General features: G+C 70.7%; 17 protein-coding genes. 1 reads left to right on the forward strand and 16 read right to left on the reverse strand.

All coding sequences use genetic code 11. The annotated features are described in order from the left end of the window. Positions 1–4 precede the first annotated feature (4 nt). From ispG to ACFXGX_RS20725, 16 genes are all read right to left on the reverse strand, one after another. Positions 5–1,162, reverse strand: coding sequence for a flavodoxin-dependent (E)-4-hydroxy-3-methylbut-2-enyl-diphosphate synthase (gene ispG, locus ACFXGX_RS20650; RefSeq protein ID WP_384793067.1), 1,158 nt, complete (start codon positions 1,160–1,162; stop codon positions 5–7). A 4-nt stretch (positions 1,163–1,166) separates the two neighbouring features. Next, on the reverse strand, positions 1,167–2,189 hold the full coding sequence (gene hpnH / locus ACFXGX_RS20655; protein WP_384793070.1) for an adenosyl-hopene transferase HpnH: 1,023 nt from the start codon (positions 2,187–2,189) through the stop codon (positions 1,167–1,169). Positions 2,190–2,194: 5 nt separating this feature from the next. After that, a complete protein-coding gene (locus ACFXGX_RS20660; protein ID WP_384793073.1) occupies positions 2,195–2,836 on the reverse strand; it encodes a 1-hydroxy-2-methyl-2-butenyl 4-diphosphate reductase in 642 nt (213 codons plus the stop codon). Beyond that, positions 2,836–4,839 carry a squalene--hopene cyclase gene (gene shc, locus ACFXGX_RS20665; RefSeq protein WP_384793076.1) on the reverse strand — a complete coding sequence of 668 codons (2,004 nt, stop codon included), beginning with the start codon at positions 4,837–4,839 and terminating at the stop codon, positions 2,836–2,838. The genes ACFXGX_RS20660 and shc overlap by 1 nt, the downstream gene beginning before the upstream one ends. A 152-nt stretch (positions 4,840–4,991) precedes the next feature. Then, complete coding sequence (locus ACFXGX_RS20670; protein WP_384793079.1) at positions 4,992–6,122, reverse strand: polyprenyl synthetase family protein; 1,131 nt, start codon at positions 6,120–6,122, stop codon at positions 4,992–4,994. After that, complete coding sequence (gene hpnE, locus ACFXGX_RS20675; protein WP_384793082.1) at positions 6,119–7,525, reverse strand: hydroxysqualene dehydroxylase HpnE; 1,407 nt, start codon at positions 7,523–7,525, stop codon at positions 6,119–6,121. Before hpnE ends, ACFXGX_RS20670 begins: the two co-directional genes overlap by 4 nt. Next, the gene (locus ACFXGX_RS20680; RefSeq protein ID WP_384793085.1) at positions 7,525–7,677 is read right to left on the reverse strand and encodes a DUF6380 family protein; all 153 of its coding nucleotides are present in this window, start codon (positions 7,675–7,677) and stop codon (positions 7,525–7,527) included. Before ACFXGX_RS20680 ends, hpnE begins: the two co-directional genes overlap by 1 nt. Further along, positions 7,677–8,627, reverse strand: a complete 951-nt coding sequence (hpnD, locus tag ACFXGX_RS20685) for a presqualene diphosphate synthase HpnD (protein WP_384793088.1) — start codon at positions 8,625–8,627, stop codon at positions 7,677–7,679. The genes ACFXGX_RS20680 and hpnD overlap by 1 nt, the downstream gene beginning before the upstream one ends. Beyond that, on the reverse strand, positions 8,624–9,526 hold the full coding sequence (hpnC, locus tag ACFXGX_RS20690; RefSeq protein ID WP_384793091.1) for a squalene synthase HpnC: 903 nt from the start codon (positions 9,524–9,526) through the stop codon (positions 8,624–8,626). The genes hpnD and hpnC overlap by 4 nt, the downstream gene beginning before the upstream one ends. A 358-nt stretch (positions 9,527–9,884) precedes the next feature. Then, on the reverse strand, positions 9,885–10,664 hold the full coding sequence (locus tag ACFXGX_RS20695) for an ABC transporter ATP-binding protein (RefSeq protein WP_384793094.1): 780 nt from the start codon (positions 10,662–10,664) through the stop codon (positions 9,885–9,887). After that, complete coding sequence (locus tag ACFXGX_RS20700) at positions 10,657–11,586, reverse strand: ABC transporter permease (RefSeq protein ID WP_384793097.1); 930 nt, start codon at positions 11,584–11,586, stop codon at positions 10,657–10,659. Before ACFXGX_RS20700 ends, ACFXGX_RS20695 begins: the two co-directional genes overlap by 8 nt. A gap of 98 nt (positions 11,587–11,684) precedes the next feature. Beyond that, the gene (locus ACFXGX_RS20705; protein WP_384793171.1) at positions 11,685–12,530 is read right to left on the reverse strand and encodes a glycosyltransferase family 2 protein; all 846 of its coding nucleotides are present in this window, start codon (positions 12,528–12,530) and stop codon (positions 11,685–11,687) included. A gap of 35 nt (positions 12,531–12,565) precedes the next feature. Continuing rightward, on the reverse strand, positions 12,566–13,345 hold the full coding sequence (locus ACFXGX_RS20710; RefSeq protein ID WP_384793100.1) for a CDP-alcohol phosphatidyltransferase family protein: 780 nt from the start codon (positions 13,343–13,345) through the stop codon (positions 12,566–12,568). Continuing rightward, the gene (locus ACFXGX_RS20715) at positions 13,323–14,384 is read right to left on the reverse strand and encodes an iron-containing alcohol dehydrogenase family protein (protein ID WP_384793103.1); all 1,062 of its coding nucleotides are present in this window, start codon (positions 14,382–14,384) and stop codon (positions 13,323–13,325) included. The genes ACFXGX_RS20710 and ACFXGX_RS20715 overlap by 23 nt, the downstream gene beginning before the upstream one ends. Further along, a complete protein-coding gene (locus ACFXGX_RS20720) occupies positions 14,372–15,124 on the reverse strand; it encodes a sugar phosphate nucleotidyltransferase (RefSeq protein WP_384793106.1) in 753 nt (250 codons plus the stop codon). The genes ACFXGX_RS20715 and ACFXGX_RS20720 overlap by 13 nt, the downstream gene beginning before the upstream one ends. Beyond that, on the reverse strand, positions 15,121–16,917 hold the full coding sequence (locus ACFXGX_RS20725) for a DUF5941 domain-containing protein (RefSeq protein WP_384793174.1): 1,797 nt from the start codon (positions 16,915–16,917) through the stop codon (positions 15,121–15,123). The genes ACFXGX_RS20720 and ACFXGX_RS20725 overlap by 4 nt, the downstream gene beginning before the upstream one ends. 341 nt (positions 16,918–17,258) lie before the next feature. Between ACFXGX_RS20725 and galE the strand changes: the two genes are divergently transcribed. Further along, entirely contained in the window at positions 17,259–18,239 is a 981-nt protein-coding gene (galE, locus tag ACFXGX_RS20730; protein WP_384793109.1) for a UDP-glucose 4-epimerase GalE, read from the forward strand. The last annotated feature ends 55 nt before the right edge of the window (positions 18,240–18,294 follow it).

Genomic DNA, 18,294 nt, shown 5'->3' on the forward strand with positions numbered 1-18,294 from the left:
CTGATCAGCTCACGGTGACGGCCGGTTCCCCGGACGCGACGCCGTCGTTCTCCATCTGCTCGGCGAGCTTCATCGCCTCTTCGATCAGGGTCTCCACGATCTTCGACTCGGGGACGGTCTTGATGACCTCGCCCCTGACGAAGATCTGCCCCTTGCCGTTGCCGGAGGCGACCCCCAGATCCGCCTCCCGCGCCTCGCCGGGACCGTTGACGACGCAGCCCATGACCGCGACGCGGAGCGGGACCTCCATGCCCTCCAGACCGGCGGTGACCTCGTCGGCCAGCTTGTACACGTCGACCTGGGCGCGCCCGCAGGACGGGCAGGAGACGATCTCCAGGCGCCGCTGCCGCAGTCCGAGCGACTCCAGGATCTGGATGCCGACCTTGCACTCCTCGGCGGGCGGCGCGCTCAGCGAGACCCGGATGGTGTCGCCGATGCCCTCGGAGAGCAGCGCGCCGAACGCCACGGCCGACTTGATGGTGCCCTGGAACGCCGGCCCCGCCTCGGTGACGCCGAGGTGCAGCGGGTAGTCGCAGGCGGCGGCGAGCCGGCGGTAGGCGTTGACCATGACGACCGGGTCGTTGTGCTTGACCGAGATCTTGATGTCACGGAAGCCGTGCTCCTCGAAGAGGGACGCCTCCCACAGCGCGGACTCGACGAGCGCCTCGGGCGTCGCCCTGCCGTACTTCTGGAGCAGCCGCTTGTCGAGGGAGCCCGCGTTGACCCCGATGCGGATCGGGATCCGGGCGTCGCTCGCGGCCCGCGCGATCTCCTTCACCTTGTCGTCGAACTGCTTGATGTTGCCGGGGTTGACGCGGACGGCCGCGCAGCCGGCGTCGATCGCGGCGAACACGTACTTCGGCTGGAAGTGGATGTCCGCGATCACCGGGATCTGCGACTTCGCGGCGATGGTCGCGAGGGCGTCCGCGTCGTCCTGCGTGGGGCAGGCGACCCGGACGATCTGGCAGCCGGACGCGGTCAGTTCCGCGATCTGCTGAAGTGTGGCGCCGATGTCCGACGTCCGGGTCGTGGTCATCGACTGGACGGACACGGGCGCCCCGCCGCCGACCGCCACCGGTCCGACCTGGATGCGCCGCGACACACGGCGCTCCGCGATCGGCCGGACCGGTACCTCGGGGAGGCCCAGGGAAACGGCGGTCATGAGGTCACCCGCGGCTTTCCGTGAAGGTCTCGCGGGCGGCCCGGATGGATTCCTTGAGGGAGCCCATGGTGGCGAGGACGGCGGTGGGCTCGTAGCCGCAGTGGGCCATGCAGTTGGCGCACCTCTCGTCCTTGCCGCGCCCGTAGGAGTCCCAGTCGGTCTCCTCCAGGAGCTGCTTGTACGTCTGCACGTAGCCGTCGCTCATCAGGTAGCAGGGCCGCTGCCAGCCGAAGAGCGAGTAGCTGGGGATCGCCCACGCGGTGCACGGGAAGTCGACCTTGCCCTCCAGGAAGTCCAGGAAGAGCGGGCTCTGGTTGAGCCTCCAGCGGCGCCGGTTGCCGCCCGCGAAGGCCTTCTTGAACAGCTCCCGGGTCTGCTGGACACCGAGGAAGTGCTCCTGGTCGGGCGCCTTCTCGTAGGCGTAGGCGGGCGAGAGCATCATCTCGTCGACCTTGAGGTCGTCGTTGAGGTAGTTCAGCACCTCGATGACGGTCTGCGGGGTGTCGGTGTTGAAGAAGGTCGAGTTCGTCGTGACCCGGAAGCCGCGGCGCTTGGCCTCCTTGATGGCCTCGACGGCCTCGTCGAAGACGCCTTCCTTCGCCACGGACTCGTCGTGCCGCTCCCGCAGCCCGTCGATGTGGACGGCCCAGGCGAAGTACGGCGAGGGCTTGAACTTGTCCATCTTCTTGCGCATCAGCATGGCGTTGGTGCAGAGGAAGACGAACTTCTTCTTCGCCACCAACTGCCGCACGATCTCGTCGATCTGAGGGTGCATCAGCGGCTCGCCGCCGGCGATGGACACCATCGGCGCACCGGATTCGAGGACCGCGCCCACCGCCTGGGCGACCGGCATGCGCTGCTTGAGCACACCGGCGGGGTGCTGGATCTTGCCGCAGCCCTCGCACGCGAGGTTGCACGCGAAGAGCGGCTCCAGTTCGACGAGCAGGGCGAACTTGTCCCGCTTCCGGAGCTTCTGTTCAAACAGGTACGCAGCGACCTTCATGGACTGCCGAAGCGGCATGGCCATACGGCTCACCTCCGAGGGAGCGACAAAGAACGGTGCCATTCGAAAAAAGCGGGAAGCACGGTACGAAGAACGCGGAAGGCTGATATTCCACCGCGAAACGTGCCGATTCGGACGAGTTCATGTTCTGGAGCATCCACGACCACCCGGACGGCCGCAACGGGACGGATCCCCGAGCGGACCGCGCCGAGCAGGGTCGCCGCCGACTCCATGTCGACGGCGATGGCGCCGGTGGCGAGCAGATCGGCCCGCTCGTGACCCCGGACCACATGATCGGAGCCGGTGAGCGGCCCGGTGTGGACGGTGCGGCCCGGCACGGCGCGGGCGAGTTCCTTGACCAGCAGATCCGTGCCCACGCACGGCGTGGTGCCGCCCGGGTCCCGGGTCTCCTCGGCGACGACCAGGTCACCGGGGTGCATGCCCGGGGCGAGCCCCGCGCAGAAGCCGGTCGCGAGCACGGCCGCTCCGGACAGTGCCGGGTCGGCGAGCACCCGGGTGACCGACCGGTCGGCGGCCCTGGGCCCCATGCCGGTGCGCAGTACGGTGACCGGCCCGCCGGCGCCGCTCCGGTCTCCGCTGCGCAGGGCGAGGTGCTCGATGCCGAGCGCGCAGGCGATCAGCAGCGGGGCCGGGGCGGACGTCATGACCATCAGCCCCCCTCGGCAGCGGAGAAGGGCTCTCCGTGGACGTAGCGGCCGAGCGCGGTGAGGGGGAAGACATGGCGGTAGAGGTGGTAGTTGATCGAGAAGTCCCACGGGAAGCCGGTCCCCGTGAAATACGGCTCGTCCCAGGTGCCGTCGGGAAGCTGTGTCTCGGCGAGCCAGACCACCCCCCGTTCGGTGGCCTTGGACTCGCCCTCCCCCGCCGCGAGCAGGGCGAGCAGCGCCCAGCCGGTCTGCGAGGCGGTCGAGGCGCCGCGGCCGCCCCATCCGGCGTTGTCGTCGTAGGAGCGCAGGTCCTCGCCCCAGCCTCCGTCGTCGTTCTGCACGGACTCCAGCCAGGCCACCGCCCGGCGGATCGCCGGGTGCGAGCCGGGCAGTCCCGCCGCCACGAGCGCCGGGACCACCGACCCTGTTCCGTAGATGTAGTTGACGCCCCAGCGCCCGAACCAGGAGCCGTTCGGCTCCTGATGGGAGAGCAGCCACTCGATACCCCGGCGGGTGCGCGGGTCGTGGGTGAGCCCTTCGACGGCCAGCATCTCCACCACGTGTGCCGTCACGTCCGCAGAGGGCGGGTCGATCACCTCCCCGAAGTCGCAGAACGGCAGCCTGTTGGGGAAGGCGCTGGTGTTGTCGACGTCGAACGCGCCCCAGCCGCCGTCCTTGGACTGCATGCCGAGATTCCAGCGGACCCCGCGTCCGATGGCGTTCTCGACGCGGTCCGGGTCGTGGTGCCGGACGCGGCGCAGTGCGAGGACGACCTCCGCGGTGTCGTCGATGTCGGGGTAGTTGTCGTTGTGGAACTCGAACGCCCAGCCGCCCGGCGGCAGTTGGGGCCGCTTCACCGACCAGTCGCCGGGCCGGACGATCTCCTCGCCGAGCATCCAGTCCACGGCCTTGACGAGTTGCGGGTGGTCGGCGGGCACTCCCGCGTCGGCCAGCGCGATGGTGGCGAGGCACGTGTCCCACACCGGCGACTGACAGGCCTCGATCATCCGGGCGCCGTCGTCGCGCCACACGGCGAAACGGTCCAGCGAGGCCAGCCCCTCGCGCATCACCGGGTGTTCGAGGTCGTAGCCGAGCAGATGCAGCGCGATGACCGAGTAGACCGCGGGCGGCTGGATGCCTCCCCAGCAGCCGTCGTTCTCCTGGCGCTCGATGATCCAGCGGCCGGCCGTGTTCATCGCCGCTCCGCGCAGCGCGCGCGGCGCGACCTTGCGGTACTGGTGCAGGGCCTTGTCGAGGCGCTGGAAGACGCCGTCCCAACTGGTCACCGGGGCAAGGGGCCTGGCCGGGTTGGGGCGGTCGGCGTCGGCGTGCAGCTCGTCGAGCGGGAACGGCGCGGGCCGCACCGGACGCTTCGCCGAGACGATGGTGAGCGGCACGATGGTCTGCCGCGCCCAGCACCCGAAGTCGTAGATGTTCAGCGGCATCCACTTGGGGAAGTAGATGAGCTCCGGCGGGAGTTCGGGCAGGTCGTCCCACTTCCACCAGCCGAAGAGGGCGAGCCAGATCCGGGTGAAGACACGGGCCGCGGCGATGCCGCCGTGCTCGCGGATCCACGCGGCGGCCTGCGCCATGTGCGCGGCCTGAGGGTCGTCCCCGGCCATCCGCAGGGCGACGTACGCCTCGATGGTGGTGGAGATCTCGCCCGGACCGCCGTAGAACGAGGCCCAGGTGCCGTCCTCGCGCTGCTCGCCGCGGATGAACAGCGCCGCGCCGCGGGTGGTCGGCTCGTCGCGGATGCCCAGGAACTGGCGGAGCAGGAGATCCTCGGCGTCCATGGTGACGTTCGTCTCGAGGTCGCCCTTCCACCAGCCCTGGGCGTCCTGCCGCGCGAGCAGGAAGTCCGTGGCGCGCTCCACGGCGCGCGTGGCGACGTCTCGGGTCTCGACTGTCCCGGCCGCCTCGGGAGTCGTCTGGTCCTGGTCTTCGCTGGCCGAGGCAGCGCGGGGCGGCAGGGCCCCGGTGCTTCCGTCGGTCGTCGCTGTCATGGCTTCCCCTTCGTGCAGTGGTGTGTCTCTGCTGTGGGTCCGCCGTCGGCCGGTGCGTTCGTTCGGATGGATATCCCCCCGCTCGAACGAGGTTCGAAGCTTGGGGAACGCACCGGCCGGCGACTACGCGAGGTTTATTCGACCGATAACGATCATCTCTTCCGCACGACGACGAAGTCGGCCAGCGCCACGAGCTGGGCGCGGACCTGCTCGGGCATCGGTACGGCGTCCAGCGCCTCGATGGCGATCGCGTGCTGTCGGCGCGCCTCGTCGGCGGTCCACTCGCGGCCGCCCGCCTCCTCGATGAGCGCGGCCCGCACGGCGAACTCCTCCTCGGAGAAGCTGTCGAAGTCGTTGCTCTTGGCGTCGGCGGCCAGCAGCTCGCCCAGCTGGGCGGAGGCCGGTCCGCCCGCGGCGAGCGCGGCCACGACCGGCAGGGACTTCTTGCGCTGGCGCAGATCGCTCCAGGTCTGCTTTCCGGTGGCCTCCGGGTCGCCCCAGATGCCGAGGAGGTCGTCGACGGCCTGGAAGGCCAGGCCGAGGTGGTAGCCGTAGCGCTCCAGCGTGTCGGCGGTGAGGTCGTCGGCGCCGCCGAGGACCGCGCCGATGGAACAGGCGCAGGCGAGCAGGGCGCCGGTCTTGTTGCCCTCCATCTCCAGGCACTCCTCGACGCTGACGCGGTCGCGGTGCTCGTAGGAGATGTCCTGGGCCTGACCGTCGATCAGGGCCCGGGTGGCGGTGGTCAGGCGCCGGGTGGCCCGGCCCGCCTCGACGGTGCCGAGCTCCAGCAGGACCTCGTTGGCCAGCGCGAACAGGGCGTCGCCGACCAGGATCGCCTGGGCGGGGCCGTGCACCTTCCAGACGGTGTCGCGGTGGCGGCGCTGTTCGTCGCCGTCCATCAGGTCGTCGTGCAGCAGCGAGAAGTTGTGCACCAGCTCGACGGCGACCGCGCCGGGGACACCCACCTCGGGGGCCGCGCCGGCGGCCTGCGCGGAGAGCACGGCGAGCGCGGGGCGCACCGCCTTGCCGCCGTCGCCGTCCGCGGGGTTGCCCGCCGCGTCGATCCAGCCGAAGTGGTAGGCGGCGACGGTGTCCATGGGCGGCGCGAGACGGTCGACGGCCGCCTTGAGCACCGGTGTGGCCAGGGTCCGGCCGCGCTCCAGGAGCGCGGTCACGTCCACCGCGTCGGCAGCCGCTTCGGCCGGGGGCACAGTGGGCACAATCTCTCCTCTTGTTACGGAACCGGGGGTGCGGGGACCTGCCATGCTCCGGTCGAGCGTCATGCCGCCTCCTCGAAGAGTCCGAGGAGATGGTCGCGGGGCCGGCCCAGGGCGCCCAGCGCGGCGTCCGCCGCACCGACTCCACTGCGAACCGCACTCTCCATGGTCGCGGGCCACCCTGTGGCGGTCCACGCTCCGGCCAGGTACAGGCCGGGAGCCTTGGTCCGGGCACCGGGCCGCAGCCGCCCGACGCCCGGTGCGGGGGCGAACGTCGCGGTGCGCTCCCGGGTCACGAAGAAGTCCTTGATCCCGGCGCCGCGCGCACCGGGCAGCAGCCGCTCCAGCTCCGGCAGATACCGCTCCCGGAGCACGGCGACGGGCTCGTCGATCTCGTCCTGCGCGGCCGACTGCGACAGCGCGAGGTACTGGCCCTCCCGGAGCCCCGAGGCCTCGGTGCGGTCGAAGACCCACTGCACCGGGGAGCCGAGGGCCGCGAAGAACGGCGCGGTGAGGACCGTGCGGTCGTAGACGACGTGGACGTTGAGGATCGGCGCGGTGCCGATCTCCAGAAGCCGCTCGGGGGCGTCGAGCGCCCCCTCGGGCAGCAGATCGTGGGCCTCGCGCTGGGGTACGGCGAGCACGACGGCGTCGGCCTCGATGCGCTCGCCGGGAACCTGAACGCTCCAACGTCCGTTCTCGTAAGGGGAGACGGAGGTGACGCGTGTACGGATCTCGGTACGTACGCCCGCGGAGTCGAGCGCCTTGCGGGCCAGGGTGTCATGCAGTTCGCCCAGCGGGACGCGAGCCCAGCCGATGTCGGCCGCGCCCGGGTCGGACAGCAGACCCGTCTTGAACACCATCGCGGCGAGCCCGAGCGAGGAGTCCTGGGCCACCGCGTTGAGGGTGGCGACCCCCACGAGGTCCCACAGTGCCTCGACGGCACGTCGCGACTGACCGTGCCCGGCGAGCCAGTCGCCGAAGTTCTGCGCGTCGAGTGCCGGATCGCTGAGGTCCAGGCCCTTGAGCGCGAGCGCGGCACGGCCGACCTTCGCGCGTTCGGCGAGCGAGAGGTGCTGATAGGTCGCGAGGCTGCGCGCCAGGTGCAGCGGTACGGGCAGCGCGGCGCGGCCGATCCTGCCGAGCCGTCGTCCCGGAGGTGCCTCCAGGTCGAGAACGGGCACGTCGAGACGATCCTGCAGAGGTGCGAGCGGGGTCGCGTCGACGCGGTCGAGGAACCAGCGGTAGGCGGTGCAGCAGCGCAGGAAGACGTGCTGTCCGTTGTCCACGGTGAGCTCGCCGCGCTGGAAGGAGAACGCGAGACCACCGAGGCGCGGCCGGCCCTCCAGCAGCGTCACCCGGAGCCCGGCGTCGGCCAGCGCGAGCGCGGCGGTGATACCGGCGAGCCCGCCGCCGATCACCACGGCAGTGGCCCGGCCGGAGTCGTCCGAAGACTCGACCTCGCTCATCACGCACCCTCCCCCGCGGCCGAGCCGTGGCCGTCGAACGCTCCACGGCACGCCGTCTCAGTCAGGGACGCCACCCGGCACCGGAGGGTTGCCTGCCGCTTTTCACCGGCCGCGTCGCCCAGGACGTGTCCGCCTCGACCCGTGATGTCCATCAGACGCGCCTCCGGACCGTGCGGCGGGAGACGTGCCGGGCGTCGAGGCCGGAGAGGCCGCGCACGGCGACGTACGCCTTCTCACGTCCGGGCAGGGACACCCGGCCGCGCAGCACGGCCTCCGGCTCGCGCTCGATGCGGTCGAGGAGCCGCCGGTAGATGCCCGCCATGGCCGCGACGCAGGCGCCGCTGCGCCGGTCCAGCATGGGCAGCAGCCGGTAGCCCTCCGCGAACAGGGCGCGCGCCCGCCGCACCTCGAAGTGCACGAGGCCCGCGAAGTCGGAGCCCTCCGGTGGGGTCGGCCCGTCGAACCCGGCCGAGCAGCCGAACTTGGCCAGGTCGTCGGCGGGCAGATAGGTGCGCCCGCCCTCGGCGTCCTCGCGGACGTCCCGAAGGATGTTGGTGAGCTGGAGCGCGAGCCCGAGCGTGTCGGCGTACTCCGGCGCGCGCTCGGCGCCACGCGCCCCGGGTTCGGTGCCGAAGACCCCGAGCGAGAGCCGCCCGATCGCACCGGCCACGCAGCGGCAGTAGACCTTCAGGTCGTCCCAGGTCTCGTACGTCTCACCGCGTACGTCCATCAGTACGCCGTCGATGAGCTCGTCCAGGCCCCCGAGGGGCACCGGGAAGTACGCGGCGGTGTGGCTGAGGGCGACCGCGACCGGGTCGGTGTCGTCCTCCTCGACGGCACCCGCGCGCACGCGGGCGAGCAGCGCCCGGGTCTCCTCCAGGCGCGTCGCCTTCACGTCCGGCGCCAGCGTGCCGTCGCCGATGTCGTCGACGCGCCGCGAGAACGCGTAGAGCGCCGACATCGCACGGCGCTTGGACGTCGGCAGAAGCCTGATGCCGTACGCGAAATTACGGGCCTGCTGACCGGTCACCGCCTCGCAGTAGCTGTACGCGGCGAGTACCGGTGCGGACACGTGCTGTTCCGACTCCACGGTCCGGATCACCCCTCTCCTCGCAGAGTCACTCCCACCTCGCGCAGCAACTGGAGCTTGCCGGGCTTGGGCGGGCCGGGAAGTACGTCGTATTCGGCGGCGGCGATCGCACGGACCGCCGCCTTCCCCCCCGCGACGAACCCCGCGAGCAGCAGTTTCAGCCTGCCGTGGACGCTACCCACGAGGGGGGTGCCTTCATTCAGGAGGTTCAAGGCGCGTTCTGCTTCGTATGCAACCAGTGCTCGCACCGATGCGCCTGCTGTGGGGGCGGCGAGATCGGATTCGACCACGTGAAAGCGCTTCATGTCCTCGGCGGGCAGGTAGACGCGGTCGCGGCCGAGGTCCTCGGCCACGTCCTGGAGGTGCTCGACGATCTGGAGCCCCGTGCACACCGCGTCGGAGCGGCGAACACGCTCGGGCGTGGAGGTTCCGGTGACGGAGAGGACCAGGCGGCCGACGGGGTTCGCGGAGAGTTCACAGTAGGCGAGCAGATCGTCGTAGGTCTCGTAGCGCGTGACGAGCTGGTCCTGGCGGTTGGCCGCGATCAGGCCGAGAAAGGGCTCGGGGGTCAGACCCGCGCGGCGGACCGTGGGCTGAAGTCCGCGCATCAGGGGGTGGCGCGGGGTCGAGTCGAACACGCGGTGAAGATCGGCTTCGAGTGCGTCGAGCAGGACCAGGCGGTCGTCGGCGTCCGCGGCCGGCACGCCGAGGAGGCGGGCGTCGGCACCGCCGGGGGCCAGATCGCCGTCACCGATGTCGTCCACGAGACGGGCGAAGCCGTAGACGGCCATGAGGTCGTCGCGCCAGGCCCTGGGCAGGAAGAACGGGGCCACGGGGAAGTTCTCGTCCGCGGCTTTGTCGAGGGTGCCGCGCTCCGGATCGCCGGTGCGGGCCGTCCCGGCTTGGGTCACCGCTCGCCGCCCGGCGCGAGGACGGCACACGCATCGCGGAGCTGGAGAGTCACCGTAGCCATTGCCGTCACATCTCCCGTTCTACACTGCCGACCCAACACTGCCCATTTCGGACACGCCGCCCGGAGATCCGCTCAGCGTGACGGTGCCGGGTGTCGCGTATTATCGCCCTACTTGACGCGATTCAGCACCGGTACAGCTTACGTTGTACAACGCGGCACACTCCGCCGGGGTGTCCTGCACATCACAACAACACACCGATTGGCGTCAAGATTCCCTGTGCCGACGGGAGTTGGCGTTTCCCTTGCAGACGCAGGGCCCCGCCGGAGAGTTCCGGCGGGGCCCTGGGCGAATCGGGCTACTTGCCCGTGAACTTCTCGTACTCCTTGAGGACGTCCTCGGTCGCCCCGTCCATGCGCAGCTCGCCGCGCTCCAGCCACAGCACGCGGTCGCAGGTGTCGCGGATCGACTTGTTGTTGTGGCTGACCAGGAACACCGTGCCCGCGCTCTTGCGCAGCTCGCGGATGCGCGCCTCGGACCGCTTCTGGAAGGAGCGGTCACCGGTCGCGAGGGCCTCGTCGATCATCAGGACGTCGTGGTCCTTGGCCGCCGCGATGGAGAACCGCAGCCGCGCCGCCATGCCGGAGGAATACGTCCGCATCGGCAGCGTGATGAAGTCGCCCTTCTCGTTGATCCCGGAGAAGTCGACGATCTCCTCGTAGCGCTCCTTGACCTGCTCGCGGGACATGCCCATGGCGAGACCGCCCAGGATGACGTTCCGCTCACCGGTCAGGTCGTTCATCAGGGCCGCGTTCACGCCGAGCAGCGAGGGCTGGCCGTCGGTGTAGACCTTGCCCTTCTCCGCGGGCAGCAGTCCGGCGATGGCCCGCAGGAGGGTGGACTTGCCGGAGCCGTTCGAGCCGATCAGGCCGATGGCCTCGCCTCGGTAGGCGGTGAAGGAGACACCCCTGACGGCGTGCACCTTACGCACACCGCGTTCCTCGCCGCGCTTGAATATGCGGCTGAGGGCGGCGGTGGCGCTGCCCTTGCCGGTCTTGGCGCCGTTCACGCGGTAGACGATGTGCAGCTCGTCCGCGATGACGGTCGGAATGTGCGACGTCTTGTCGAGCTCAGCCACGGCCGTACCTCTCTTCAGCCTTCCAGAAGTAGACGAAACCGCCGACGGCCGTGACCACGGCCCAGAAGACGGCGATGGCCCACACGTGCGGGGGCAGGTTGGAGGCTCCGTAGCCGTCGATGAGCGCGAAGCGCATCAGGTCCATGTAGACGGCGGCCGGGTTCGCCTGGAGCACCCGGGCGATCCACTCGGGGCGGCCGGCGAGCATGGTGCTGATGGAGAACATGACACCGGAGGCGTACATCCAGGTGCGCAGGAGGAACGGCATGAGCTGGGCGAGATCGGGCGTCTTGGCGCCCATCCGCGCCACGATCAGCGCGAGGCCGGTGTTGAAGAGGAACTGGAGGAACAGCACCGGGACGATCAGCAGCCAGGACAGGCCCGGGTAGCTGCCGAAGCCGATCGCCACGACGAACAGCACGATCATCGAGAAGAGCAGTTGCTGGAGCTGCTGGAGGGCGAACGACACGGGCAGCGAGGCCCGCGGGAAGTGCAGCGCGCGCACCAGTCCCAGGTTGCCCGAGATCGCCCGGACACCCGCCATGATCGAGCTCTGGGTGAAGGTGAAGACGAAGACGCCGGTCACCAGGAACGGGATGTACACGTCGTGCGACATCCCGCGGTCGGCCTTCAGGATCAGGCCGAAGATGAAGTAGTAGACGGCCGCGTTGAGCAGCGGCGTCGCCACCTGCCAGAGCTGGCCCAGCTTGGCCTGGCTGTACTGGGCGGTGAGCTTCGCCTGCGAGAACGCGAGGATGAAGTGCCGCCGGCCCCAGAGCTGACGAACGTACTGGGCCAGCCCGGGCCGGGCGCCGCTGACCGCGAGGCCGTACTTGGCGGCCAGCTCGGCCGCGGAAAGCCCGTCATCGGGCGACGGCCGGTCGCTCACCGCGACTCCGCCGTCATGGGTGGTCTCACTCACAAGGGGAACTTTCGTCTTCAAGATGCGCACAGCCGGTTCGGACGTGGGCATCAGCCGGGGAACCGGGTAGGGCCCGGGTGCTCTCAGGATCGAGCTTGTCAGATGACCGGAGGCCGGCCCAGTCGGGTCAGCCGCCACACGGTGCGCCACCTCATGGGACGCCTCGGTCCGCACGGACTCCTCCAGCCTTCCCGGAATCCGCCGAACCAGGCCCGCAGAGCGGCCCGCGAGGGGCGGCGCAGCAGCGTCAGGAGCATCCAGACGCCGAGGTAGACCGGGACGAGAGGCGCGGGAAGGTTTCGGCGTGCGAGCCAGACGCGGTTGCGGGCCACCATCCGGTGGTACACCGCGTGCCGCGAGGGGGCGGTCGTCGGGTGGTACAGCACCATGTCGGAGCGGTAGTCGATCATCCAGCCGGCGTCGAGGGCCCGCCAGGCCAGGTCGGTCTCCTCGTGGGCGTAGAAGAAGGCGTCCGGGAGCCCGCCGACCTCGGCGAGGACCTTCGTACGGACCGCGTTGGCGCCGCCGAGGAACGTGGTGACGCGCGAGGAGCGCATCGGGTCGGCGGCGCGCAGCCTCGGGACGTGGCGGCGCTGGGTCACACCTGTCTCGGGGTCGGCGATGCGGAAGCTGATGATCCCGAGCTCGGGGTCATCAGCGAAGGCCCGGCGGCACAGTTCGGCCGTGTCGTGGTGGGCCAGCAGGCCGTCGTCGTCCAGGAAGAGCAGGATGTCCACGTCGGTGCCGCCGGGGCCGAAGGCCTCGATGCCCACGTTGCGGCCGCCGGGGATGCCGAGGTTCTCGGGCAGCTCGACCGTCCGCACCCCCGCGGGGACGTCCGGAACGGGTGAGCCGTTGCCGACCACCACCACCTCGACGCGGTCGCCGTCCTGCTTGGCGACGGAGTCGAGCAGGGCCCTGAGCTCGTCGGGGCGGTTGCCCATGGTGATGATCACCGCGCCGACCCTGGTCGCGGTACTCACTTGAGCCTGCTCGACGCGAGGATGGACACCAGGTGCAGCACGGTCTGCAGCAGCGCGATGCCGGCGAGCACGGCGGTGCCGAGCCGGGTGAAGAACAGGTCGCCCCTGATCTGGTCCGCGATCGCGAGGACCAGGATCAGCAGGGTCGCCTCGATGCCGAGGATCAGCCGGTGGAACTTGAGCGCCGCGGCGGCCCTGCGGGCCAGCGCCACGCCCGAGGATCGCGGCTCGGCGGCGGACTCCTTGACCGGCGGCAGCCCGCCCTGGTGCCGGGCGACGCCGACGAGGTCGGTCTCCGCCTTGATCAGGATCGCGCCGAGGGCGGCCAGGGTGCCGAGGAAGGCCCACAGCCAGTCGACGCGTCCGGTCCCCCACAGGTCCGCGGCGCGCAGGCCGAGGCCCACGAGGACGGCCGCGTCCGTGAGATAGGCGCCGACGCGGTCGAGGTAGACCCCGCCGAGCGAGTACTGCTTCTTCCAGCGCGCGATCTCGCCGTCGACGCAGTCGAGCAGCAGATAGAGCTGGACCATCACCACGCCCAGCACCGCGCCCGCGATCCCCGGCACCAGCAGGGCGGGGGCCGCGAGCACGCCGCAGAGGGTCATCAGGTACGTGAGCTGGTTGGGCGTGATCCTGGTGTTCACCAGGTAGCGGTCGCAGCGCAGCGAGATCTCTCGCATGTACAGGCGTCCCGCCCAGTGCTCACCGCTGCGCCGGTCCTTCACCCCGGGGGGATGAACGACGGGACGGAGTTCAGCTACCGATGGCCTTGGCATAGTCGGAGTAGATGTCCTTGATCTGGTGGGTTTTCAGGTCGAGATGTTCGAGGATCGTGTAGCGGCCGGGCCGGGTCTGCGGAGCGAACTCCACGACCTGCACGAACTCGTCCACGGTGAAGCCGATCTCCTCGGGCAGCACCGGCAGTCCGTGCCGCCGCAGCACCTCGGCCATGTACGCCGCGTCCTCGTGGGCACCGCGCAGGTACATCGCGAAGGCCGCGCCCAGGCCGCACTGCTCGCCGTGGCTCGCCGCCCGCCTGGGGAAGAGAAGGTCGAAGGCGTGGTTGATCTCGTGGCAGGAGCCGGAGGCCGGCCGGGAGTCGCCCGAGATCGACATCGCGATGCCGGTGAGGACGAGCGCCTCGGCGAGAACCTGGAGGAAGTCGTTGTCACCGACACCTCCGGGATGCCGGAGCACGGCCTCGCCCGCCTGGCGCGCCATGGCGGCGGCCAGTCCGTCGATCTTCTCGCCCGTGACGCGGTTGGACAGCTCCCAGTCCGCGATCGCGTTGATGTTGGAGACGGCGTCCCCGATGCCCGCCCGGACGAACCGGACCGGCGCCTCACGGATCACGTCGAGGTCGATGACCACGGCGATCGGGTTCGGCACACCGTAGGAGCCGCGGCCCGCGTCGTTGTCGAGGGTGGCGACCGGCGAGCACAGTCCGTCGTGCGCGAGGTTCGTGGGCACCGCGACGAGCGGCAGCCCGACCCGCGCCGCGGCGAACTTGGCACAGTCGATGATCTTGCCGCCGCCCAGGCCCACGACCGCGTCGTAGTGGCCGGCCTTTATGTCGCCGGCCAGCCGGATGGCGTCGTCGAGCGTCCCGCCGCCGACCTCGTACCAGCTCGCTCCGGGCAGGGCCGGAGCGATGCGGTCGCGCAGCCGGGCGCCCGAGCCGTTGCTGACCGCGATGGCCAGCTTGCCCGAGTGCGAGATGCGCTGGTCGCTCAGCACGCTCGCCAGGTCGTCCAGGGCACCGGGACGGATGTCGACGACGACCGGCGAGGGGATGAGCCTCGTCAGTACAGGCACGCGATCTCCCGTCCCTTGGCGAGGTCGTCGTGGTTGTCGATCTCGACCCACTTGACCTCGCCGATCGGCGCGACGTCGATCTGGAAGCCGCGGTTGACGAGCTCCTGGTAGCCGTGCTCGTAGAACTGCTGCGGGTCGGTCTCCCACACCGTCTTCAGGGCGTCGGCGAGCTCCGCGGCGGCGGCGCCCTCGATGAGGGTCACCCCGATGTACTCGCCGGTGGCCTCGGACGGCTCCATGAGCTTGGTGATCTTCTGGACGCCCTTGTCGGGGTCCACGACGACCTTCATCTCCTCGTCGGCGAGCTTCTTCACCGTGTCGAGGGCGAGGATGATCTTCTTGCCGTCGCCGCGCGCGGCGAGCAGCGTCCTCTCGACGGAGACCGGGTGCACGGTGTCGCCGTTGGCGAGGATCACGCCGTCCTTGAGGGCGTCACGTCCGCACCACAGGGAGTAGGCGTTGTTCCACTCCTCGGCCTTGTCGTTGTCGATGAGGGTGATCTTGAGGCCGTACTTCTCCTCGAGGGCGGCCTTGCGGTCGTAGACGGCTTCCTTGCGGTAGCCGACGATGATGCCGACCTCGGTCAGGCCGATCTCGGCGAAGTTGCCGAGAGTCAGGTCCAGGACCGTGATGGAGTCCTCTATGCCCGCGGGGCCCACCGGCACGAGAGCCTTCGGGAGGCTGTCGGTGTAGGGGCGCAGACGCCGTCCGGCGCCGGCCGCCAGCACGAGGCCGATCATGCGGGTTCTCCTTCATCGTGTACGGCGGGCGCCCCGGAGGACACCCAGAAGCGGATGCTCTCGACGAGCACCAGCAGCGCCACGGCCACGGCGAGCGCCGTGAGCGCGACCTTGAACTGTGCGGCGGTGAGCAGCGCGGCCAGGACGGTGACCAGCAGCGTCCTGCCTTCGTGCCCGCCGATCGCCCGCACCAGCCAGTGCGGGGGGGCTCCGGCGTTTCCGCGAATGCGGTACACCGTGTCGTAGTGATGGTAGGCGACCGCGGCCACCAGGCCGAAAGCCGCCGGAAGCGCTCCGTTCACGTCGGCGTTGACCGCCAGTGCCAGAACGGTCAGGTACTCGGCCGCGCGGAAGAACGGCGGGACCAGCCAGTCGAGGGCGCCCTTGAGGGGCCTGAGCAGGGCGGCGGGCGACAGCAGGACGTACACGACGGCGCCCAGGACGGGGAGCCAGTTCCCGTACGGGGCGAGTGCGGCGCATGTCACGACGACGGCTCCGGCGACGAGGGCGACCACGGCCGGGGCGATGCGCGGGAGGCGGCCCGCGTGACGGGTCAGATACTCGGCGAGCGCGCCGGAGTCGGTGAGGTCCACCAGGGCCCCGGCGGCGCGGTCCGTGCGGCTCGCCTTGCGGGTGAGCGAGCGCAGGACCCGGCCCGCCGTGGTGTAGGTGGCCGCGAAGGCGCAGCCGGCGAGCAGGGCGTAGAAGGTGATGCGGGGGGTCGTCAGCGCCGTCAGGACGGCGATCATCGCCCATCGTTCGCCGATGGGCAGGACTATCATCCGGCGCACCCAGACCGTCCAGCCGACGCTGTCGAGCTTGTCCGAGAGGGCGGCGGTGGGGCTGGTGTTGGCGGTGGCGTCGTGGTTCGCCTCGTTGAACGAGAAGTCCACGACGTGCCGGCAGGTCTGGAGGATCATCGCGCCGAGCGCGAGCGCCCACACGTCGTCGCCGCCGCGGGCCGCGCCGAGCGCGAGTCCCGCGTAGTAGGCGTACTCCTTGGCGCGGTCGAAGGTCGCGTCCAGCCAGGCGCCGAGGGTCGAGTACTGCAGGGAGTAGCGGGCGAGCTGTCCGTCCGTGCAGTCGAGGACGAAGGAGAACAGCAGCAGCAGACCGGCCGCCACGAAGCCGGCGCGGGTGCCGGTGGCGGCGCAGCCCGCGGCGATCAGCGCGGTTATCAGCGACGCGGTGGTGACCTGGTTCGGGGTCAGGCCGCGGCGGGCGCACCAGCGGGCGATGTAGCGCGAGTACGGGCTGATGCAGTATGTGGTGAAGAACCCGTCACGGGCCTTGACGGCACTGCGCAGCCGTACGGCCTCGTCGTCGACGGCCAGGACTGCCTGCCGGACGCCGTTGCGCTCCTGCGGATCGGCGGGGACCGCGGCGACGAGCGTGCCGAGTTCCGGGCGGTACACGGAGAGGTCGTCCGCCTCGAGTGCCTCGCCGAGGCGCTCGACGAGGTTGTCCGGGGCCGCGGCGGCGTTGCCTGCGGCCACGGTCTCGCGGGTCACGGCGCGGGTCAGGGCCCGCCGGGCCTCGGGCTGCACGGACACGGCGCCGGGGATGGCGGAGGCCGCGAAGCGGGGGTCGGTCAGGCCGAGACGCAGGGCGTGTACATGCCCGACGAAGCGGGCGTCCACGACGGCGACCCGCTCGTTCGCCGGCGCGGCGGCGAGCAGGGTCTCGGTCTCGGCCGCGCCCGACGCGGAACGCACGTCGAAGCCGAGCGACCGCAGATCGCCCTCGAGCGACGATCCGGGGACCGGCTGGCCGGTGAGGATGGCGGTCGGCAGCGAACTCACTCCCTGGGTGCCGGCGCGACCTGGCGTCCGGCGTGTGCGTGATGGGATGGCCCCCGGTCCACGGCGGCGGCCCCGGCGGCATGTCGGCAGAGGCTATCGGATGAATGGAAGCAGGCGTTCACCACCCGTTCACGGCCCGATCAACCGATTTTGTCCCGCCGGCGCCGAGATCATCATCGGCGATCCCGGGCCGGGGTCACAAGCGCGATGGCGCGCACCGGAACATTCCCGGCAGGGGGACCGGAACATTCCCGGCGTGACGTACGGCACCCCGCGCCCCTCGAAGCGGGGCAGAGCGGACAGGGCGCCGGACCCGCATAGGGTGGTCGTCCATGACATGGCTGATCACAGGCGGAGCCGGATACATCGGGGCACATGTGGCGCGGGCGATGGCGGAGGCCGGGGAGCGCGTCGTCGCCCTCGACGACCTGTCGTCGGGGGTCCCGAACCGGCTTCCGGAGAGCATCCCCCTGGTCCAGGGGTCGTCGCTGGACGGTGATCTGCTCAAGCGCGTCCTGACGGAGCACCGGATCACGGGTGTGGTGCACCTGGCCGCGCGCAAGCAGGTCGGCGAGTCCGTGGCCCAGCCGACGCGCTACTACCAGGAGAACGTGGGCGGCCTCGCGACGCTGCTGGAGGCGGTGGCCGGGGCGGGCGTCGAGCGGTTCGTGTTCTCCTCGTCGGCGGCCGTCTACGGCAACCCCGATGTGGACCTCATCACGGAGGGCACCCCCTGCGCGCCGATGAGCCCCTACGGCGAGACGAAGCTCGCGGGAGAGTGGCTGGTGCGGGCGGCGGGCCGGGCGCACGGCATCGCCACGGTGTGCCTTCGCTACTTCAACGTGGCGGGCGCGGCCTCGCCGGAGCTCGCCGACACCGGGATCTTCAACATCGTCCCGATGGTGTTCGACCGCCTCACCCGCGGCGAGGCCCCGCGGATCTTCGGCGACGACTACCCGACGCCGGACGGCACCTGCGTACGCGACTACATCCATGTCGCCGACCTCGCCGAGGCGCATCTCGCGGCGGCCCGGCGGCTGACGGACGGGGCGAGCGGTGATCTGACGGTGAACATCGGCCGGGGCGAGGGGGTCTCCGTACGGGAGCTCGTGACGCTCATCGCCGAGGTCACCGGGAACCCCGTGGCGCCCCTCGTCGAACCGCGCCGCCCCGGCGACGCCCCCCGGGCGGTCGCCTCGGCCGCTCTGGCCGCCGACGAGCTGGACTGGAGCGCGCGCCGAGGGGTCCGCGAGATGGTGGAGTCGGCCTGGCGGGGCTGGCTGCTGCACCACCCCGGGACCACCGGGACCTGATCGCGCCGGTGCTCTGACCTGCTGATCATTTCCGCAGGTCAGAGCATATGACAAC

It is taken from the genome of Streptomyces sp. NPDC059371, assembly GCF_042751995.1.
Taxonomy (GTDB): Bacteria; Actinomycetota; Actinomycetes; order Streptomycetales; family Streptomycetaceae; genus Streptomyces.

Bases quoted from the DNA above. Each gene is read 5' to 3' on its own strand.
- hpnE (WP_384793082.1), bottom strand. From the start codon at position 7,525: ATGAGCGAGGTCGAGTCTTCGGACGACTCCGGCCGGGCCACTGCCGTG.
- ACFXGX_RS20710 (WP_384793100.1), bottom strand. From the start codon at position 13,345: ATGCCAAGGCCATCGGTAGCTGAACTCCGTCCCGTCGTTCATCCCCCC.
- hpnH (WP_384793070.1), bottom strand. From the start codon at position 2,189: ATGGCCATGCCGCTTCGGCAGTCCATGAAGGTCGCTGCGTACCTGTTT.
- ACFXGX_RS20660 (WP_384793073.1), bottom strand. From the start codon at position 2,836: ATGGTCATGACGTCCGCCCCGGCCCCGCTGCTGATCGCCTGCGCGCTC.
- galE (WP_384793109.1), top strand. From the start codon at position 17,259: ATGACATGGCTGATCACAGGCGGAGCCGGATACATCGGGGCACATGTG.
- ACFXGX_RS20720 (WP_384793106.1), bottom strand. From the start codon at position 15,124: ATGATCGGCCTCGTGCTGGCGGCCGGCGCCGGACGGCGTCTGCGCCCC.
- ACFXGX_RS20705 (WP_384793171.1), bottom strand. From the start codon at position 12,530: ATGGGCAACCGCCCCGACGAGCTCAGGGCCCTGCTCGACTCCGTCGCC.
- ACFXGX_RS20670 (WP_384793079.1), bottom strand. From the start codon at position 6,122: ATGACGCTCGACCGGAGCATGGCAGGTCCCCGCACCCCCGGTTCCGTA.
- ACFXGX_RS20680 (WP_384793085.1), bottom strand. From the start codon at position 7,677: ATGGACATCACGGGTCGAGGCGGACACGTCCTGGGCGACGCGGCCGGT.
- ispG (WP_384793067.1), bottom strand. From the start codon at position 1,162: ATGACCGCCGTTTCCCTGGGCCTCCCCGAGGTACCGGTCCGGCCGATC.
- shc (WP_384793076.1), bottom strand. From the start codon at position 4,839: ATGACAGCGACGACCGACGGAAGCACCGGGGCCCTGCCGCCCCGCGCT.